The organism is Bacillus sp. CPT56D-587-MTF, assembly GCF_058792335.1.
Genome location: NZ_JBYTEF010000001.1, coordinates 1,370,284 through 1,388,087, shown reverse-complemented (window position 1 = coordinate 1,388,087; position 17,804 = coordinate 1,370,284). Strand labels below are relative to the sequence as shown.

Below are 17,804 nucleotides of genomic sequence, written 5' to 3'. Positions count from 1 at the left end.
TAAATACTGAGTATATCAAACAGGGGAGGTGAATCTTATGGTCGATCGAAAAATTATTTTAGATACATATAAAAAAGGACCTGAAGCTGTTATTTCTTTATTTGAAGAAACATTTTCTAAGTTAGAAAAACGTATACAAGAACTAGAAAATGCTTCAAAAAAAAACTCCAAAAATAGTCATAAGCCACCTTCTACAGATGGTTTGGGTAAGCCCGTTACAAAAAGTTTGCGCAAACCGTCTCATCGTCAAACGGGTGGCCAGTTGGGCCACAAGGGACATACTCTTGGTTTGACAGCGACTCCAGATCATACGATTACACATTCTCCTACATATTGTACTTGTTGTCATACTTCCTTGAACCACGAGCCTGTAAAAGGGTATCGCATTCGCCAAGTGTATGACTTACCACCTATTCAGATCGAAGTGACAGAACATAAAGTAGAACAGAAAGAATGCCCACATTGCCATTCTATCCAAGAAGCCCAATTTCCTTCGACAGTATCTCGTCCTGTTCAATATGGTCCAAATATAAAAAGACTGATTCCCTATTTAACGCATTATCAATGCATTTCTTTGAAGCGAACAAAAGAATTCTTTCAGGATTGTTTTGGACATTCTATAAGCGAAGGAACCCTGGTAAATCATACACAGGCTTTCGCTTCTCAATTGCAGCCATTCATAAAAGAAGTAAAGGAAAAGATTCTGCAGTCTCCTGTTGTCCATTTTGATGAAACTGGTATGCGTGTAGAAAACAAAACACAATGGTTACATACTGCCAGTACAAAGAAAGACAATGTATCGTTACAAAATATCGAAAAGGAACGCATACTATTGCATCGTAATCCATCTACAACGAGAGATTTACTTACACAATGGACGTTGGCGCACAACATTACATTCCAATCTGAAATTGAATTAGACTCATTAGAAACGATGAAACAAATTTTAAAATATGGTAATGGAATTGCCTTTATTTCTAAACTTGCTATCGAGCAAGAAATACAACGAAATGAGCTATGCTATATACCAATCCCTGAATTTGAATTTCAGCGTAATATTTATACGATTCATCATGAGGACAGATGGAATTCTAAAATCATTTCTTTTTTACTACAAAGCATCACTTCATTTACAACAAAAAATTAAAAGGCTGTCGTTATGCACGACAGCCTTTTAAACTATAAATCTATTTATTTTTCTTTGCCTCAATTTTTGCTTGCGCCTCTTCAGCCTTATCTAATGCTTCTGATACTTTCTTCTCTTTTTCTTTCACTTCATCTATACTATCGACAGCTTTAATAAGTTTATCGATTCCTTCTTCTTCTACCTTTCTACGCTTTGCCACTCTTTCATTTACTTTCTCTTCCACATCTTTTGCTTTTTGAAGCATATTCTCTGCATTTGATGTTACAGCTTTTTCAAGTTCATCATCTTTTTTCTTTTGTAACACTTCATTTGCAATGTCTTTCGCTTCTAAATACTTACCGTCTTTTAATGCTGTTGCTCCGTGATCCATTCTCTCAGCAACTTCTTTATATGATTTCGCTTCATTTCCTGATTTCTCTTTTTCTGCTTTTTCGAACCACATTGTTGCATCACTATACTTTTCATCTTTCAATGATTGCATACCTGTTTCAATATATGTGTCATAATTGCTACATCCAGCCATTACGACTAATAGAAAAAGCATAACAAAACTTAATTTTTTCATGCTGTTGTCTCCTTTTCTTTGCAAGCTCACTTTACTTTAACATACATGAAAAAGAGTTTCAAAAACTAAAATACTAATTTAGTCATTTTTATTTTATTAAGTCACATTTCCTTTTAGACAGACACATCCACTTGCTTTTTCATTACATGCTTCTTTACTCCAACTAATACAACTAACAATAAACCTACGCCTAATGTCATCATAACAATGCTAGTTGGCAACATATCTAATAATAATCCATACACAATCATACCGAGCGGTGCGATTGCAGTAGAAATTGTTTCAAGTAAACCGAAAACGCGTCCTAAATAACTTGGATCTGTCGTCTTTTGCAAATGTACTTGCATCGGGATATTTACAACCATCATTGATATACCAGTTAACATCATAAAAGCGATATAGTAAATAAAACTTGCTACTTTCGGGATGGTGACTACTAATGGAAACACTGTACATAAACTCAAGCCCGCAAATAAAAGCAACCCAATATAAACAGAACGAAAGGGATTATTCACTTCTTTACGTACTGATAACGCAATTGCACCAATTAACATCCCAACTGCTAACATTCCCTCTACAACACCGAGTTGCTTCGAAGATAGATGCAAATTTTGAACAATAATATATGGAAGTGAAACGAAAAGTGCACTCGCAAAAAAGTTTACCCCTACTGCAATTTTCATTAAACCATATATTTCATGCTGTCTTTTTACATATGAAAACCCTTCTTTTATACTCGTCAAGAAATGCTCTTTACTTTCAGCCATTTCTTTTTTGTATAAATCAAATACGATAAATAATTGCACAACAACCGCTAAAAAGAATGTAATGCTATTCAATAGGAAAAACGATTTAATTGAAAAGAAACCAAATACAACCCCGCCAATAATCGGTGCTAAAATATTTGATAAAGATGCTGCCGTCTGGTTCAAAGCACTCGCTTTTTGAATACGTCCTTCATCTACTAAACTTGGAATAGATGAAGTTAATGAAACAGAGTAAAAACTCGCACAAATTGATAATAATGCTGCTGAAACATAAATAAACAGAAGTGATGGCCCAAAAGTAGTTGCAAGGATAAACATAATAAACATTGTTAAACTACTTAACAAATCGGTACCGATGACAAGCCATTTTCGATTGACGCGGTCAGCTACAGCACCAGCAATTGGTCCACAGATTAGCCTTGGAATCGATCCACAAATAAGCGTAGTTGCAAACCCCATTCCTGAACCCGTTGTCTTTAATACGTATAATCCCATTGCAAACGTATAAATACCGGCTCCTAGCAAAGACGTCATTTTCCCAATCATCATTAAAATAATATTTCTCGTTGCAATCTTCATTCTTGAATCATGTTGTCCTATACTTATATCCCCCATTTTTGACACTCTCCCCTTAAAAGTTAAATTGTGTTAAACTTATTATATAATTAACTTTCCAATTTTTACAACAAAAAGTTTAATGACATTTAACTTTCTAACTATAAAGGAGCAATTATATGGCTACTCTCGGTGAAAAAATTAAAACGTTACGAAAAGAAAAAAAGCTTACTCAAACTGATCTAGCAGGTTCAGAACTCACAAAAAGTATGCTAAGTCAAATTGAAAATGGAAAAGCTACACCTTCTATGAAAACACTACAATATATCGCTGACAAACTTGAATGTGAAACAAGTTTTTTATTAGAAGATGATGATGTAGAAATTGTAGAACTCATTCAACAAACGGAGAAACTAATAAAAGCAAACAAGTACGATGAAGTATATGAGGTTTTACTACCGATCGTTCAAAAAGAGCTACCTCCCACTTTGAATACTGCTCGTTTATATAAACAGTTTGTAACAGCTGCGGCTAAAATGAAAGATTACAATATTGAATATTACGTTGAAAAGGCTACTTCTATTTTTGAGAAATATACGTTATACCGGGATAGTACGGAAACAAAATTAAAATTATCCTTTACGATATTCACACGTAAAAAATATGCTGAATGTTTACAACTTATAGCTAGTATCCGAAATGACTATGAAGAGAAACATTTAGAAATGGATCTCATTATACATATCGAATTATATTTATATGAAGCAATTATTTTTCTTGCATGTGGTGATTACGAACAATGTGAAAGTGTCATTTTAGATGCACTTGCATTTTCAAAAAAGCATCAAGTGTATTATAAAACAGATGAATTTTATCGTATTTTATCTTATCAAAAAGTAATCACGGCTGATAAAGAACAATATTTACATTACATAAAAAAATCAGAGCAATTCGCCATTTTTACAGAAGATAATTTCTCTGCGGCGGTTATTGATCTTTTAAAAGCTTTCTACTACAACACAATTGCTAATGAATATACAGTTGCATTAGAACATTTAGAACAATTTCGAGAAAAATTAAAAGATGAGCCAATTTTTCAAGATGATGGATCATATTATCTTGAAAAAGGAAAAGCTTTGTATGGTTTAAAACAATACGAAGAAGCTTTAAAAACATTGCAACGCGCTATCATACCAGATTATATAAACCATCCACTTGATCACGCACGACTTACAACAGCTGGGGCATATCGCGCTCTTTGTTATGTGAAACTTAATGATAAAAAAAGAGCTCTTGAAGAAGTAACAGAAGCATATGAAATCGTACAGTCCTATCCTGATTCCATCTTCACTTCATTTATTAAAGAAACATTACAAATAATACAAAAACTTTAAGAATGTCTCTAAATGGTATATTATTCCTCTTTTTTAGCAAAGATAATAATGATGGGAGGAATATAAATGAATATACAACGTGCAATAGAGCTTTCTGTGTCAGCAGAGCAAGCCAATGTCAGTTTTCAAGGCATGCCTGTTATGATTCAACACGTCGATGAAAGCAATGAAACCGCCCGCATATATGAAGTAAAAAACCCAGGACGCGAATTAACTGTTCCAGTTAATAGCTTAGAGGAAATATAAGAAATGCCACTTCTCTTTTGAAGTGGCATTTTTCTTCTTTCAGATTACTTATTATAAATTTCTTCAACCCTTTATTTTACATGAGCTGAAAAAATAAGAATTTTCTACTTCTTTTCTTTTTGTGACCTGCTAAAATACAAACTATGGATTAATCATTCGTACTATACATTAAGGAGGAAAAATAATGGCATCTACTTTAGAAAAAAACAAGCCTTATTATGCAGTTATATTCACTTCTAATTTATCAAATGATACAACAGACTATAATACCGTTGCCGAAGAAATGGAGAAACTTGCAAAGCAACAACCTGGATTTTTAAGTGTAGAAAGTGCAAGAGGTAATTCTGGACTCGGAATAACAATTTCTTATTGGGAATCACTTGATGCGATTGAAAATTGGAAGAAGAACACCTTACATAAAGAAGCGAAAAAAAGAGGTCGTGAGCAATGGTATGAAAACTTCCATCTGCGTATTTGCCTTGTTGAGAAAGAATTTAAGTTTCAAAGAGGCACAATATAACTATGAAAGAAAAATTAGCTCTCGTTATTGTTCATGAAATATATGGTGTGAACGACCATATGCATCACGTTATCCAGCACTTTACTTCATCTCATATAGATGTATTCTGTCCTAACCTTCTACAATCGCAACATGCATTTCATTATCATGATGAAGAAAAAGCATATGAACATTTTGTAAATCATATTGGATTTGATGATGGAAAAAAGCAAATTGAAGAATTCATTTCTCATCTTTCTAGTAGTTATACACATATTGGACTTATCGGCTTTAGTGTTGGAGCTACCATCTCATGGCTATGTAGTAACGATCCGAAAATAAATTTTATTATCGGATGTTACGGTTCTCGTATACGCGACTATGTTCACATAAAGCCTACATGCGCTACACTACTTATATTCCCTGAAAAAGAAGCTAGTTTTTCAGTATCCTCTTTCATTCAAACATTGCAGCAACAGAATAACCCTTTATTAAAAATAAAACAACTACACGGTGAGCATGGATTTCTAAATCCGTACACTGAAAAATATAACGAGCACTCTACAAAACAAGCATACAATTTAATAGATTCATTTCTTGTAAAAAACACTCTTATAAAGGAGATGTAAATGACACTTACATTACTCTTACTTATTTTCATACTCATTTCCTTTATCTCAGCGCTAACTATCATTTTTATAACCGTAAAAAAAGGGATATTTTTCAACCGCCTCTACTTACAATCTATTATCGTTTGCATTTTATTTTTTACAAATTGGATTTTATATTTATCAACTTTTTATGCGTTACTTCCAAAGAAAATTAGTGAGTTCCTATTCCTACCCATTTGGTTTTTCCTTTGTATTTTAGGTTTTATAACTTTCTGGCGTGAATGGGAAAATAATCGTGTATTCTCCATATGTATCGGTTTTCTTTCCTTGACTAGTTTTTTATTTGGATTATTGTTGTTAGTTATTTCGGGGATGTAATAGAAGAAGGAAGAAAAGCCAACTTTCAACTTTTCTTCCTTCTATGTTTACCTTTAGTTTTCACTGTCACTGATTCACAAGGTGTATAATATATTTGAGGTGTCGCCTTATCAACAAACATCATAAACGTAACGAAACCGATAATAAAGAAAATAAACAACGTTAACAAAATTGCTCCTATCGTTAAAAGTATCATAACACCACCCCTATATTTTTCATGTTATTACACTTTTCGCTATTATATGAGCGTAATCCTTTTTAGAAAAAGAAACGTAACAAAATAATCACAACCACTCCCGTTAATACTGTACCTAATAAACTACGAGTATATATCGCTACAAGAAATGTTGGAATTGCTGCGATAAGGTAATCCCACTGCATCGTCTCATGCATAAATAAAACTTGTGCTAAAAGCGCTGCTAATATCGCAATTGGTATGTAATTTAACCATTTTAAACCCCATTCAGGAATTTGTAGTTTGCTAAATACGAGTAGAGGTAAAATACGTGGCACGAGTGTAACAGCTCCTGCTGCTAGTAAAAGTAATAATACATCTAATCTCATTTCCATTTTTCAATCACCACTCCAATCGTCGCAGCTAGTAATGTTGCGATAATAACCGCTATACTATCTGGCATAAATAGGTGTGAAACGTATGCGATAATAATCGATACAATTGCAACACTTAAATGAATTACTAGTTTTGGTTTACTACTTATGAGCTGAAGAACAAATAATCCGATAAACATCGCTGGTAATGCATAATCCATCCCATATGTATGTGGATCTGGTATCCACTCACCAAATAGCCCACCAATAATGGTAGCAAGTATCCAATTTAAATACGCTGTTACGTTAAGCCCAATCATCCATCTTTCACCTAAATATCCTTTTTGCGCTGCATGCTGCACTGCAACGCCGAAAGTTTCATCTGTAATTTGCGAACCGATGATTAAGTTTTTAAATAGAGGAATTTTCGTAAAGTACGGTGCAAGCGCTGCGCTCATTAATAAATGGCGTAAATTAACAAAAAATACAGTAAAAATAATTGCGGAAGCAGGAGCACCGGCTGCATACATACCAGCTAATATAAATTGGGCAGAACCTGCATAAATTAAAGTGGACATAAATGCAATTTCAATGATAGAAAAACCTGCTGTTTTTGCAATTACACCAGCTGCTATACCGATGCTCAAATAACCAAATACAGTTGGTAAACAATCTTTTACTCCTTGCTGAAATGTATCATCGCTCTGCAAAGCTACATGTGCCTGAGCTTTACTCATCTCTATCATCCTCCATTCCTTCTAAAGTTCGTTTTCCTGTTACGACATGAACTAAATCTATATTTTCACGCCATAACGTATCTAACTTATCAGCTCCAAATTCCTTTGTGATTTCTTCAACCATAATATCGTGCCGCACATACTCTGTCGCAACGAGAACTAGCGCTGGGTCATACGTTGTAACGGCCCATGAAGTGCTATCATTTGAGAAGTTCGCAATTAATACTTCCTCTCCATCACGAGCAATAACAGTTAAATGACCACCCATTCTCTTTTCAACGACGTGGGGCGTCATATAATTATGATGAAACGTCGCTCCTATTTTTGTTTCTGGAGCTCCAAATAAGATTGAAAATATATGTACGCCTTCCTCTTCCTTTTGATGAATGTATGGCTCAATTTCATGCACTTGATCTTCCCATACAGAAATCCATAATTCTTCCTTAGCTCTACTAATTATATTGCATATTTCTTTTAAAACACGATCATTTGAGCGAATATGCGAAATTACATCTATTTGTCGCTCTTGTTCTAAACAATTTAGTTTCTCATCTAAAAATTCAAAGGACTTTTCAAAGTCTTTTCGCATTCGATTCATTAATTCGGTAGCTGGTACTGGTACATATTTAACTGGTTCAGAAGGTACAATATGCACCGCTCCTTTATCCATTAACTTACCGAGTACCTCGTAAATCATAGAACGAGGTACTCCTGTTTGTTTACTCACTTCATAGCCTGTTACTGGGGAATGTTTTAACAATCCAATATACGCTTTACATTCATACTGGGAAAATCCTAACTTTTGTAACTCCTTTATAATTTCATCCATCGGTAACCCCTCACAATCTAAATCGCCCTTACTTCAAAACGACGATTTTGCTTCCCTTTACTTTTTACTTTATCAATAACAAGTGTTCCTATTTCACTCGTATTTTTCACATGTGTGCCTCCACAAGCTTGTTCGTCTAAATTTTCAATTGTAACAATGCGGATTTCTTGGATAGTAGTTGGCAGGAGATTTATTGCTGTTTTAATCATTCCTACAGCATTTTCTGCTTCTTCGCGGCTCATATAACGAGTGGAAATTTCTTTATTTTGCTTAATAAGTTTATTCACTTCCTCAACAATTTCTTCTACTTCCACGCTCGATAACTCTTGTAACTCATTAAAATCGATACGTGCTTTATCAGGATAAATTTGATTTCCGGTGCATAGAGCTCCATACTTTTCATAAACAACAGCTCCGATAAGATGCAGTAAAGAGTGATGACGCATTAAATTATGACGTCTTTCCCAATTTATCTCTAATTTAACTGGACCTAATTTTACTTGAGCTTCATCTTTTATATAGTGAACTATTTCTCCTTGCTCCTTCTTTACTTTTTCAACTTCAAATACAGACCCATCTTGTACAATGACACCCGTATCACATTCTTGCCCTCCACCAGTTGGATAAAAAACTGTTTCCTTTACAAATACTTTATTCCCTTCTACTTTTATCACTTCTGTTTCGCAACTCGTTTTGTATGCATCTTCTAAATATAATGCCGTTGTCATACTCTCACCTCTTTAGTAGTTATAGTTATACCTACTAATATAAAAAAGAAGCTCCACAAAGTCAATTGATAATTCTGAAATTTAAAAATAATAAAAGACCCCTTTATTAGGAGTCCACTATCTCAATATTTCATTTGCTTCTTTTTCATAAATTTTATCAAATGACGTCATAACGCGCTGTGATGCTTGAATCATCTTTTGATCTGTCATAAGATCGGCCATCTCTTTCGTCATATCTACATTTGAATTTTCTAGCATATGATTTTTTACTATTCCTGTTCCGTTCGGTAAATTAGCAATGTTTCCTTCTGCTAGTGTAAAGCTTTTATTTTCACGTTGCACGAGACGAGCATTCGTTTCTGCATCTACTGTTTTTGTTTGTAACTGTGCAATTACTATTCTCTTAATATCTGGTTTTTGCAAAGTTCCATCGTTAACTTCTCTATAAATTTCTCCATTATTAGATACGAAGAACTCAACATTTTCAGGAATACGAATACGCTCATTATTGACATCCATAACATAAGCACCTGAAGATGTTTGTAAATAACGATCACTATTTAATGTGAAACTACCATCTCTCGTTAAAAACGTTTCATCATTTTTAGAAGTAACGAAAAATGATGTTGTGCCGGCTGCGCCGTCATCTAAAAAGAAATCTGTAGCGCTATTTGTCATTTGTATATTTCCTTGTACTAAATTCACATGTGTTGCAGCTGGTACTACAGCATAATCGACCGAACCGATATTTGTTACCGCCCCATCTCCGCGGCGATATGTGTCTTGTACATCAAATACTTTAGACGTCATATTTTCTGCTTTAAATCCTGTCGTTTGAGCATTTGCAACGTTATTCGAATGAACATTAATGCGCTGCATGTAATTCATCATGCCCATAGAACCTATATAAAGACCGTTCATATTCGTTTGAATAAGGCAAGCGCCTTATTCTTCACCTCTTTTCTACGATGTTTGTAACATTTGTTTTGCTAAATGTTCAGCTGTAGCGATATGTATATTTTTCTTTATGTCTTGGCCATCTGTCATTAATACAATAGGAGCTGATGATACTGCTGGAATTTTCAACAATTCGCCACTACTTGCTGTTTCATCAAATTTCGTAAACACAATACCATCTATATGAATATCTTTAAAGTTTGTAATAATTTCAATCATATCTTTACTTTTCATTGAAGCTGATAACGTTAAACAAATATAATCTGGTTCTACTTGTCCCATCGTTTCAATCATTTCTTCCACTGTTTCTGACGTACGATAATTTTTCCCTGCTGTATCAATTAAAATATAATCGACGCGTGCTTCTTCTTTAAAATACGTAAGCGCTCTTGTCATTGCAGCTTCATCACGTACAGCAATTACTTCCGATCCAATTGTCTTTACGTTATCTTGCAATTGCTGCACTGTCCCTATGCGCGAATGATCTGTCGTTATAAAACCAACTGTTTTGTTCTTACCGTGAAATTGCCATGCCATTTTCGCAAGCGTCGTCGTTTTACCAACACCAGTTGGACCGATTAATGCAATTGTTTGTACTTCTTTTTCAAAGACGTTTTCCGTATTGAAATGAGATTTCATATCTTCCAATATGTACCTAATAACTTCTTCTTCCGTAATCATCGTTGCATTTTCAAACTTTATTTTTAACTTTTCAGCATATGCATAAATGAAATATTGTTCTACATCGTTTTGTTCTAGCATCCGAATTACTTTTTGAATAATAAACGGTACAGATTCTTGATTTTCTTTCTTTGGAACTACTTCTTCTTTCTTTAGTGGAACGACTTGTTTCACAACTTTTTTCTTTTTCGGTACTTCCGTTTCTTTCGTCTGTTTCACCACGACAATCCCTTTTTCAAACAGCTTTAATAGTTTTTCTTTTTTTCTTGCCCATTCTTCACTATTTCCTGTTTGCATTGCCGCGTATGACATAGAAGTCGTTACGTTTTCTAAATTGTGCAGTACTGATTGAATTCCATTCGCCTTCACAATTTGTTCTGAAGGATCATTCACGACATCCATTAACTGTTCATGAAATTGTGCTGTACCTTCATTCACTTCTTCCTGTTTTTCTTCTGGAAAAGCAACTAACATTTCATAATCCTTTTTCCAGAAAAACGGTATATTTCGTTTTACACTTTCATCGACAACGTAATAATAATCTGTACCATATTGGTCAAATAACTTTCGATACAATTCATTTTTCGAAGCTGCTTTTATTCGCATTAACGCTTCTTTCTTTTCTGTACTTTCCATTACTTCACCCCCTACTATTCAATATAGGCAATTTGATCCACAACAATTTCTGGTGCTAATTCGCTAATACAAAGTACTTGTGCTTCCACTTGATAACGTTCTAGCAGTCTTACAATCGCAAATCTAAAATCTTTTCTACGTGTTAATAACACTGGTTCTCTTCCCATTAAACGTGCTTGTTTAAAGACGCGCTGCACTTGCTCAACGACACGTGTTTCTAAATCTAAATCCCAGTTTAATAAGTAACCTTGATATGAATTATTCACAACATCCGCATCTAACTCAATTGAATCAGAGAAGAGCGCTGCATATATTTTTCCGTCTGGATTTTTCGCATTTTCACAAATAACTTTTGAAATACATTCACGAACAAATGATGTCACACCGTCAACGTGGTTTTGATAAATTTCTTTGCCGTCAATAATACCTTCAATAATTGTTGGTAAATCACGAATAGAAATACCTTCTTTTAGAAGTTGTTTAATAACATTTTGAACGAGTGATAAATCAATTTCTTTCTTCTTAATCTCTTCTAATAGAACGCCATTATCATTTTCAAGCGAATTAATTAAATCTTTTACATGTTGGCGCTGAATTAATTCGTGAAGATTACGTCTAACGACAACATCTAAATGTGTAATTAATATGCTAAGTGGCTCTAACACTTGATAGCCTTTCATTTGTGCATCTTGCACCATATGCTCTAAAATCCAATATCCATCTTCACCGAAAATTGGATCTTTCGCTGGCTCTGCATCTAAATCAGCCATTACGTTTGGTGTTTTCAGTGCTAATAAATAACCTGATTTTAAAACACCTTCAGCCGCCTTCGCACCTTTAATTCGAATAATGTAACGTCCGCGTGGCCTAAAGCTCGTATTATCTTTAAAGTTAATTCCAGGAACGTTAATACCAAGGTCAGTAATAATTGACTTCCTCATAAGAACAACTTTATCACGCGCTGTTTCCCCGTTAATTTTCTGCTTTACAAGTGCTGCTAAATCTAAACCGAGTTCTACTATAATTGGATATTTATCCGTAAATACTCCAAATGAATCTTCCACTTGTTGCAGTTGCTCATCTTCGCCTTGAATCATTTCTATTTCTTTTTGAAGCTCGTCTTCTTTTTCTTTCTTTATTCGATTTTTATTACGAATGCCTAAGAAGATAATCGTTCCGCCAACGAGTGCGAATGGTAGAAACGGTAGCGGAGTAAAAATACCCATTGCGATAAACAAACCACCGAGCGCATATACAACAACTTCATGTGCTAATAACTCTTTAAAGATTCCTTCCGTTACCGTATCCGGTGAACCATCAAATACACGCGTTACGATAATACCAGTTGAAATCGCAAGCATAAGCGATCCAATTTGGTTTACGATTCCGTCACCGACAGTTAACTGTGTATAATGAAGAGCCGCATCTGCAAAGCTCATTCCTTGCTGCATCATTCCGACAATTAAACCGAAAATAATGTTTACGAATAAAATGACAATCCCGAAAATAACGTCCCCTTTAATGAACTTCCCGGCACCATCCATCGCTCCGTAAAACTCTGTTTCCATATTTAATTTTTTTCGTTTTGCTTGTGCATCTTTTTCTGAAATAATACGCTGGTTTAAATCAGCATCGATAGACATTTGTTTCCCTGGTAAAGAATCAAGTGTAAAACGAGCTGCTACTTCAGCTGTACGCGATGCACCGTTTGCAACGATAAACTGGAATATGATTAATACTGTAAAAATAACGATACCAATTAATAAGTTTCCGCCAATTACGAACTGGCCGAACTCTTCAATAACATGACCGGCATTTCCGTCTGTCAAAATCGCTCGCGTCGTCGAAACGTTAATCGATACGCGGAAAATCCCGATTAATAACAACATCGTCGGAAATGACTTTAATTCATCCCACTCGTTAATACTTGTCGCTCGCATATAAATAAGTACTGACATACTTAGTAGAAAAACGATAATGATATCAAGTATAAATGGTGGAAGTGGAATTAAGAGCGCCACTACGAATGACGCTGCTAAAAAGATAGAAAAATAGGTTCTTGCAGAATCTATCTTAAACAAAGAGATCTCCTCCAAACGCGCTATTATACTTCAAGTTCGTTCGTCTGAATTAAATAGCGCATAACTTCAATTACAGCTACATATAAATCTTCTGGAATCGCCATATCTTCCTCGACTTGATAATATAAAGAACGAGCAAGCGGACGGTTTTCCACCATTGGTATTTCTTGTTCACGGGCAAGCGTTCGTATATATAATACGAGCTCATCTTCCCCTTTTGCAACGACAATTGGTGCTGCATCAACGTGTTTATTGTAACGAAGTACGACCGAAATATGAGTCGGGTTGTTTACAATAAACGTTGCGCCATCCATCTTCTTCGCAATTGTTCCTTGCAAGATTGCATGCATAAAGTTTTTTCGTTTCCCTTTAACTTGCGGGTCCCCTTCATTATCTTTATGCTCTTGTTTCACTTCTTCTTTTTTCATCTTAATATCTTGCTCGTACTCCCATTTTTGATAAATGAAATCAATAATATAAAGAACGATTAAAATAATTAAAATTGCTAAGAAAATAAATTTAATTTCCCTAATAATTTCAGTAAGTGACGCAGTCCAGTTAAATCCAATCATGCTCACGATTTTCTCTAAATTCTTTTTAAAAAGAACGTAAGCGACGTAACCGATTAATCCCATATAAAACAGTGATTTCAAAATATCTACTAAACTTTTACGACTAAACAGTCTCGTAAAATAGTTTTTCGGATTAATACGTGATGCTTTCGGTTTAATGACTTTAGAAGAAAATAGGAACCCGACTTGAATCATATAATTGAATAAATGAAAAGCGTATACGAGTATTAATATCGGAGCCGATACTTTCAGTAATAAAATCCCCATTAAATAAAAATACTCGGTTGAATCTGTATTTTTTCCAATTTGATCAAACAGCACCGCTACGGAATTCGCAATCTCATACCCTAGCCAATCTCCGAAGAAATAAACGACAACTGCTAATACGAGAATGGAAAATAAATTATTTAAATCTTTACTCCGGGCAATATTCCCTTCTTCACGCGATTTTTTACGCTTCTGCGGGGTGGCCTTTTCTGTTTTATTATCCTTTGCCATGCGCGTCCCCCTACTTCGTTAAGAAAAAGTTAAATAGTTTCGTATATTCTTCAAGTAATACATCCGTCATATTTTTAAACACATAACCGAGCATCGGTACACTCATCGCAATAAACAAAATACCACATGTAATTTTAATTACATATGCATTCATAAAAACGTTTAATTGCGGAGCGTTTTTTGCAATTAAAATTAGAACAAAGTTAATGATGAATAAACTTCCCATAAGCGGAAGAGCAATTTCAACCGCTGATGTGATCGCAAATAATAGCGTTGCGAGTAGACTATCTAAGAAACTAGTCGTCAACAATTTTGAAATCGCCTCTGTATATTGAAACGACTTTAAAATCGTGGCAACGAAATAATTAATGCCGCCAAGTGAAATAAAAATAATGAGAAAAAATATATCAAAAATGGTTGATAGTAAAGTAGACTGTGAGCCCGCATTTACATCAAACAAACTTGCTTGTGATAAACCGATATCAAAGTCTAAAATATGCCCGGCCATTTTCGGAATGTTCCACAGCATTTCTACGATTTTTGAAAGTGATAATCCAATTACAATTTGCGTTCCTGCATAAGCTGCAACGTCCCAAACTGTCTTGATGTGAGAGACATCCACTTGATCAGCCACTGTAATTGAAAGAGCAAGTCCAACTGTACCCTTCGCCATTGCTGGAATGGATCGACCTGAGAAAAACGGTAAAAAATATAAAAATGAAGTAATGCGGCAAAACGCAAAAAACGTCGCCGCCCATAATTCCATATTCATTTCAGTTCACCTATCTTAGTACGAACGCAATAGCGATGGGATTTTATCAAATAAATCTAAAATAAGCGTCGTTAACTCTTGAAACATCCACGGACCTAAAATGATAATAACGAGCACAATACTCGCCATTTTCGGTAAAAACGTCAGCGTTTGCTCTTGAATTTGCATCATCGCCATAATGACAGCGATGATAATAACGACAATCATGCTTACGCCGGCAACCGGCATTAAAATCATAACCCCTTTATAAAAAAAGGTTTGAAAAATATCTATAATTGGTGACGTATTCATTTATATGACTCCTATCACATAGCATCAAACGCTTCAGGCGACCGTTTTAAACATAATGTCGACGATTTTTGTATATCCACCTAAATATACGAAAACGAGTATTTTAAACGGTAAACTTAAAATCATCGGCGGTACCATCATCATCCCGAGGTACATTAAAAGTGTACTAATAATCAAATCTATAAATACAAACGCTAAATAAATGAACATCCCTGTTAGTAAACCCTTTTGAATTTGCGTTAACGTAAAGGATGGTACGAGTGTAAATAAGGAAAGATCTTTCAAATCTTTTGGCAACTCTTCTCCGCGTACTTTCAGCATCATTTTTAAATCATGCTTATACGTATGCTTTGACATATATTCTTTCATAATAGGAGCTGTCGTTTCCGCAGCTTGGCTTACTGTTATTTTCTCTTTCGTCATCGGATCCCACACATCGCTCTTCAGTTGCCCGAGTACAGGCTGCATCGTAAAGAGTGATAAAAATAATGCAAGTCCAACAAACACTTGGTTTGGTGGTAAATTCATTACCCCAAGTCCTTGACGTGTAATCCCTAGAACGATCATAAAATAAGTAAAATGTGTAAATAATAGAACGATAGAAGAAGATAATGATAAAAGGGTAACGAGCGCAAATAGTTGTACACTTGAATTACTCGTAAACTCTTTTCCATTTTCGAAATTAATAAAACCGTTCGGGGCCGCATACGCTGGATTTACAAAAATAATTGAAAAAACGATAGAAAATACGAAAATAACGGCTAATAATGATAACTGTTTCTTTATTCTCATGATGGATCCTCTACTTTTTTCGTTTCAGTCTTCACCGCGTCTTCTAGTGCTTGTTGAAACTGATTTCCTGTTCCGGTTAATTGCACAGACTGCACACCGTTATTACTAATAACAGTGAACACTTGCTTTCCGTCCACTTCAAATAAAAAGGCACTCGTTTGATGATTTAAATACACGCCGTCTTTTACTTGAATATGGCCATTTTCACCCTGCTTAAAAAACTGCTGTTTGCGCGTCTTTTTCGTCATATAATATGCACCGTAACCGAGCGCACCAAACAGTAAAACGACTTGAAATAAGGTCGTCATATACGACATATGACTCCTCCTCTACTCTTTATCTTGCATTTGACTTTGCGCTTTCATAAGCGCCGCTTGTTTTTTATCAGCTTCAATTTCAGAAATGATAATACCGAATTTCTCGTCCATTACGATTGCTTCACCGATACCGACTTTCATATTACTTAAATACACATCTACTTTATGTCCTAAGTTTTTCTCTACTTCAAGAACATCGCCAACTTTTAACTGCTTTACATCACCAAGCGTAATAGATGACTTTCCAAGCTTTACACCAAGTTCAATCGAAATATCTGAAACAGTATCGATATGTGCTTTGCCTGCTTCATTTCGCTTTCCTGCAAAATCTTCTAATCCCATTAATGACACGGGAGATACTTCATGCTTCATATGGATCCTCCTACTCTACAAAACTTTTAAATAGGAGCGCCTTACGCGTTCCATCTTTTCCAATAAAACAATTAAATTTATGCTTTCCATCTACATAACCAAGTAATTCATCCGAAACTTTCGTATGAAGCGGAATAATATCGCCTTCTTCAATTTGTTCAATCTCACTCATTGTCATTTTCTGCTCACCAATTGCAACGTGAACAGGTTTGTACACTTGATTTACTTTCATTTCCACTTCAGACGTATACTTTTTACGCTTGTCTGAAGAATGTTCGACAATATTTTCAGACGTTAACTTATCCATAATTTCTTCAACAGATAAGAATGGAATTCCGATACGCACCGTCGTATTCCAAAACTCTGTTTTCATATTTACGTTAAGTAATGAAATGATATCGCTCGCTGTCGTAATCTTTAATGCATTCGGATCTGTTTCTGTCGTTACAAATTTCGGTTCAATCTCAATAACAATTTCTCCAAGCTCTGGCAAACCGAGATCAATCACGCAATATAAATAATAATCTTTCGGCATTTTCTCCACATACTCACTCGTAAATGGAACTTGCTCAACCGTTGAAGGCTCTAGTTCAATTGGAATACGCATACGCGCTGATAACGTCTGTGACGTCTGTTTCCCAAACGTAGAAGCAATCGCTTGCAAACTACGTAAATGCTCAACACCGAACTTCTCTGGTCTATTAAAATCATACTCTTGAAATTTCTCTTGCTTTCCTGCTTCTTGTGCGAAAGCTGGCATTTCCTCGCCTTCATTTACCGCCTTCAGCAGGGCATCAATTTGCTCTTGGCTTAATTTTTCGCCACTCATG

Annotated in this window: 23 protein-coding genes; 6 read left to right on the top strand and 17 right to left on the bottom strand. The window is 35.0% G+C overall.

Annotated features, from left to right (window positions below; all coding sequences use genetic code 11):
* Positions 1-37: 37 nt before the first annotated feature.
* Positions 38-1,147: a LysR substrate-binding domain-containing protein gene (locus AC3WVZ_RS07295; protein WP_492310905.1), complete on the top strand. Its 1,110-nt coding sequence runs from the start codon at positions 38-40 to the stop codon at positions 1,145-1,147.
* Between the two features lie 40 nt (positions 1,148-1,187).
* On the opposite strand, the gene AC3WVZ_RS07290 is transcribed toward AC3WVZ_RS07295, so the two are convergent.
* The gene (locus tag AC3WVZ_RS07290; RefSeq protein WP_000736443.1) at positions 1,188-1,712 is read right to left on the bottom strand and encodes a COG3014 family protein; all 525 of its coding nucleotides are present in this window, start codon (positions 1,710-1,712) and stop codon (positions 1,188-1,190) included.
* Between the two features lie 113 nt (positions 1,713-1,825).
* Positions 1,826-3,094, bottom strand: coding sequence for an MFS transporter (locus tag AC3WVZ_RS07285; RefSeq protein ID WP_063220006.1), 1,269 nt, complete (start codon positions 3,092-3,094; stop codon positions 1,826-1,828).
* Positions 3,095-3,213: 119 nt separating this feature from the next.
* Here AC3WVZ_RS07285 and AC3WVZ_RS07280 point away from each other — a divergent pair, with 119 nt between their 5' ends.
* The 5 genes from AC3WVZ_RS07280 (at position 3,214) to AC3WVZ_RS07260 (ending at position 6,162) form a co-directional block, all read left to right on the top strand.
* Entirely contained in the window at positions 3,214-4,428 is a 1,215-nt protein-coding gene (locus AC3WVZ_RS07280; RefSeq protein WP_000212380.1) for a transcriptional regulator, read from the top strand.
* A gap of 66 nt (positions 4,429-4,494) precedes the next feature.
* Positions 4,495-4,674 (top strand): H-type small acid-soluble spore protein, encoded by a 180-nt coding sequence (locus tag AC3WVZ_RS07275; RefSeq protein ID WP_001025734.1) that lies wholly within the window; start codon positions 4,495-4,497, stop codon positions 4,672-4,674.
* Between the two features lie 184 nt (positions 4,675-4,858).
* Positions 4,859-5,194, top strand: a complete 336-nt coding sequence (locus AC3WVZ_RS07270; protein WP_063536049.1) for an antibiotic biosynthesis monooxygenase family protein — start codon at positions 4,859-4,861, stop codon at positions 5,192-5,194.
* A gap of 2 nt (positions 5,195-5,196) precedes the next feature.
* Positions 5,197-5,802, top strand: a complete 606-nt coding sequence (locus AC3WVZ_RS07265) for a dienelactone hydrolase family protein (protein ID WP_139019929.1) — start codon at positions 5,197-5,199, stop codon at positions 5,800-5,802.
* Positions 5,803-6,162 carry a hypothetical protein gene (locus AC3WVZ_RS07260; RefSeq protein WP_100655241.1) on the top strand — a complete coding sequence of 120 codons (360 nt, stop codon included), beginning with the start codon at positions 5,803-5,805 and terminating at the stop codon, positions 6,160-6,162.
* Between the two features lie 25 nt (positions 6,163-6,187).
* Here the strand turns inward: AC3WVZ_RS07260 and AC3WVZ_RS07255 are convergent, their stop codons facing one another.
* From AC3WVZ_RS07255 to fliM, 15 genes are all read right to left on the bottom strand, one after another.
* A complete protein-coding gene (locus AC3WVZ_RS07255; RefSeq protein WP_000602244.1) occupies positions 6,188-6,358 on the bottom strand; it encodes a DUF3951 domain-containing protein in 171 nt (56 codons plus the stop codon).
* A gap of 62 nt (positions 6,359-6,420) precedes the next feature.
* The gene (locus AC3WVZ_RS07250) at positions 6,421-6,732 is read right to left on the bottom strand and encodes an AzlD domain-containing protein (RefSeq protein ID WP_000425954.1); all 312 of its coding nucleotides are present in this window, start codon (positions 6,730-6,732) and stop codon (positions 6,421-6,423) included.
* Positions 6,723-7,448 carry an AzlC family ABC transporter permease gene (locus tag AC3WVZ_RS07245; protein ID WP_048656975.1) on the bottom strand — a complete coding sequence of 242 codons (726 nt, stop codon included), beginning with the start codon at positions 7,446-7,448 and terminating at the stop codon, positions 6,723-6,725. The genes AC3WVZ_RS07250 and AC3WVZ_RS07245 overlap by 10 nt, the downstream gene beginning before the upstream one ends.
* Positions 7,441-8,277, bottom strand: coding sequence for a TrmB family transcriptional regulator (locus AC3WVZ_RS07240; RefSeq protein ID WP_000343360.1), 837 nt, complete (start codon positions 8,275-8,277; stop codon positions 7,441-7,443). The genes AC3WVZ_RS07245 and AC3WVZ_RS07240 overlap by 8 nt, the downstream gene beginning before the upstream one ends.
* Before the next feature lie 17 nt (positions 8,278-8,294).
* Entirely contained in the window at positions 8,295-9,005 is a 711-nt protein-coding gene (locus AC3WVZ_RS07235) for an alanyl-tRNA editing protein (protein WP_000205380.1), read from the bottom strand.
* 117 nt (positions 9,006-9,122) lie between these two features.
* The gene (locus AC3WVZ_RS07230; RefSeq protein ID WP_001013939.1) at positions 9,123-9,926 is read right to left on the bottom strand and encodes a flagellar basal-body rod protein FlgG; all 804 of its coding nucleotides are present in this window, start codon (positions 9,924-9,926) and stop codon (positions 9,123-9,125) included.
* 42 nt (positions 9,927-9,968) lie between these two features.
* Positions 9,969-11,279, bottom strand: coding sequence for a flagellar biosynthesis GTPase FlhF (gene flhF, locus AC3WVZ_RS07225; RefSeq protein ID WP_103622772.1), 1,311 nt, complete (start codon positions 11,277-11,279; stop codon positions 9,969-9,971).
* A gap of 14 nt (positions 11,280-11,293) precedes the next feature.
* Positions 11,294-13,360: a flagellar biosynthesis protein FlhA gene (gene flhA, locus AC3WVZ_RS07220; RefSeq protein WP_000472534.1), complete on the bottom strand. Its 2,067-nt coding sequence runs from the start codon at positions 13,358-13,360 to the stop codon at positions 11,294-11,296.
* 23 nt (positions 13,361-13,383) lie between these two features.
* Positions 13,384-14,430 (bottom strand): flagellar type III secretion system protein FlhB, encoded by a 1,047-nt coding sequence (gene flhB, locus AC3WVZ_RS07215; RefSeq protein WP_233936229.1) that lies wholly within the window; start codon positions 14,428-14,430, stop codon positions 13,384-13,386.
* 10 nt (positions 14,431-14,440) lie between these two features.
* Positions 14,441-15,202, bottom strand: coding sequence for a flagellar biosynthetic protein FliR (locus AC3WVZ_RS07210; protein ID WP_233936228.1), 762 nt, complete (start codon positions 15,200-15,202; stop codon positions 14,441-14,443).
* Between the two features lie 15 nt (positions 15,203-15,217).
* Complete coding sequence (locus AC3WVZ_RS07205; protein ID WP_001098085.1) at positions 15,218-15,493, bottom strand: flagellar biosynthetic protein FliQ; 276 nt, start codon at positions 15,491-15,493, stop codon at positions 15,218-15,220.
* Between the two features lie 33 nt (positions 15,494-15,526).
* A complete protein-coding gene (locus AC3WVZ_RS07200; RefSeq protein ID WP_233936227.1) occupies positions 15,527-16,285 on the bottom strand; it encodes a flagellar type III secretion system pore protein FliP in 759 nt (252 codons plus the stop codon).
* A complete protein-coding gene (locus tag AC3WVZ_RS07195; protein ID WP_000121178.1) occupies positions 16,282-16,602 on the bottom strand; it encodes a hypothetical protein in 321 nt (106 codons plus the stop codon). The genes AC3WVZ_RS07200 and AC3WVZ_RS07195 overlap by 4 nt, the downstream gene beginning before the upstream one ends.
* 12 nt (positions 16,603-16,614) lie before the next feature.
* Positions 16,615-16,974 (bottom strand): flagellar motor switch protein FliN, encoded by a 360-nt coding sequence (gene fliN / locus AC3WVZ_RS07190; protein WP_000680010.1) that lies wholly within the window; start codon positions 16,972-16,974, stop codon positions 16,615-16,617.
* Positions 16,975-16,984: 10 nt separating this feature from the next.
* A complete protein-coding gene (gene fliM / locus AC3WVZ_RS07185; RefSeq protein ID WP_233936225.1) occupies positions 16,985-17,803 on the bottom strand; it encodes a flagellar motor switch protein FliM in 819 nt (272 codons plus the stop codon).
* Position 17,804: the final 1 nt, after the last annotated feature.

Coding starts and splice junctions, on each gene's coding strand:
- AC3WVZ_RS07295 (WP_492310905.1), top strand. CDS start 38: ATGGTCGATCGAAAAATTATTTTAGATACATATAAAAAAGGACCTGAA.
- AC3WVZ_RS07290 (WP_000736443.1), bottom strand. CDS start 1,712: ATGAAAAAATTAAGTTTTGTTATGCTTTTTCTATTAGTCGTAATGGCT.
- AC3WVZ_RS07285 (WP_063220006.1), bottom strand. CDS start 3,094: ATGGGGGATATAAGTATAGGACAACATGATTCAAGAATGAAGATTGCA.
- AC3WVZ_RS07280 (WP_000212380.1), top strand. CDS start 3,214: ATGGCTACTCTCGGTGAAAAAATTAAAACGTTACGAAAAGAAAAAAAG.
- AC3WVZ_RS07275 (WP_001025734.1), top strand. CDS start 4,495: ATGAATATACAACGTGCAATAGAGCTTTCTGTGTCAGCAGAGCAAGCC.
- AC3WVZ_RS07270 (WP_063536049.1), top strand. CDS start 4,859: ATGGCATCTACTTTAGAAAAAAACAAGCCTTATTATGCAGTTATATTC.
- AC3WVZ_RS07265 (WP_139019929.1), top strand. CDS start 5,197: ATGAAAGAAAAATTAGCTCTCGTTATTGTTCATGAAATATATGGTGTG.
- AC3WVZ_RS07260 (WP_100655241.1), top strand. CDS start 5,803: ATGACACTTACATTACTCTTACTTATTTTCATACTCATTTCCTTTATC.
- AC3WVZ_RS07255 (WP_000602244.1), bottom strand. CDS start 6,358: ATGATACTTTTAACGATAGGAGCAATTTTGTTAACGTTGTTTATTTTC.
- AC3WVZ_RS07250 (WP_000425954.1), bottom strand. CDS start 6,732: ATGGAAATGAGATTAGATGTATTATTACTTTTACTAGCAGCAGGAGCT.
- AC3WVZ_RS07245 (WP_048656975.1), bottom strand. CDS start 7,448: ATGAGTAAAGCTCAGGCACATGTAGCTTTGCAGAGCGATGATACATTT.
- AC3WVZ_RS07240 (WP_000343360.1), bottom strand. CDS start 8,277: ATGGATGAAATTATAAAGGAGTTACAAAAGTTAGGATTTTCCCAGTAT.
- AC3WVZ_RS07235 (WP_000205380.1), bottom strand. CDS start 9,005: ATGACAACGGCATTATATTTAGAAGATGCATACAAAACGAGTTGCGAA.
- AC3WVZ_RS07230 (WP_001013939.1), bottom strand. CDS start 9,926: ATGAACGGTCTTTATATAGGTTCTATGGGCATGATGAATTACATGCAG.
- flhF (WP_103622772.1), bottom strand. CDS start 11,279: ATGGAAAGTACAGAAAAGAAAGAAGCGTTAATGCGAATAAAAGCAGCT.
- flhB (WP_233936229.1), bottom strand. CDS start 14,430: ATGGCAAAGGATAATAAAACAGAAAAGGCCACCCCGCAGAAGCGTAAA.
- AC3WVZ_RS07210 (WP_233936228.1), bottom strand. CDS start 15,202: ATGAATATGGAATTATGGGCGGCGACGTTTTTTGCGTTTTGCCGCATT.
- AC3WVZ_RS07205 (WP_001098085.1), bottom strand. CDS start 15,493: ATGAATACGTCACCAATTATAGATATTTTTCAAACCTTTTTTTATAAA.
- AC3WVZ_RS07200 (WP_233936227.1), bottom strand. CDS start 16,285: ATGAGAATAAAGAAACAGTTATCATTATTAGCCGTTATTTTCGTATTT.
- AC3WVZ_RS07195 (WP_000121178.1), bottom strand. CDS start 16,602: ATGTCGTATATGACGACCTTATTTCAAGTCGTTTTACTGTTTGGTGCG.
- fliN (WP_000680010.1), bottom strand. CDS start 16,974: ATGAAGCATGAAGTATCTCCCGTGTCATTAATGGGATTAGAAGATTTT.
- fliM (WP_233936225.1), bottom strand. CDS start 17,803: ATGAGTGGCGAAAAATTAAGCCAAGAGCAAATTGATGCCCTGCTGAAG.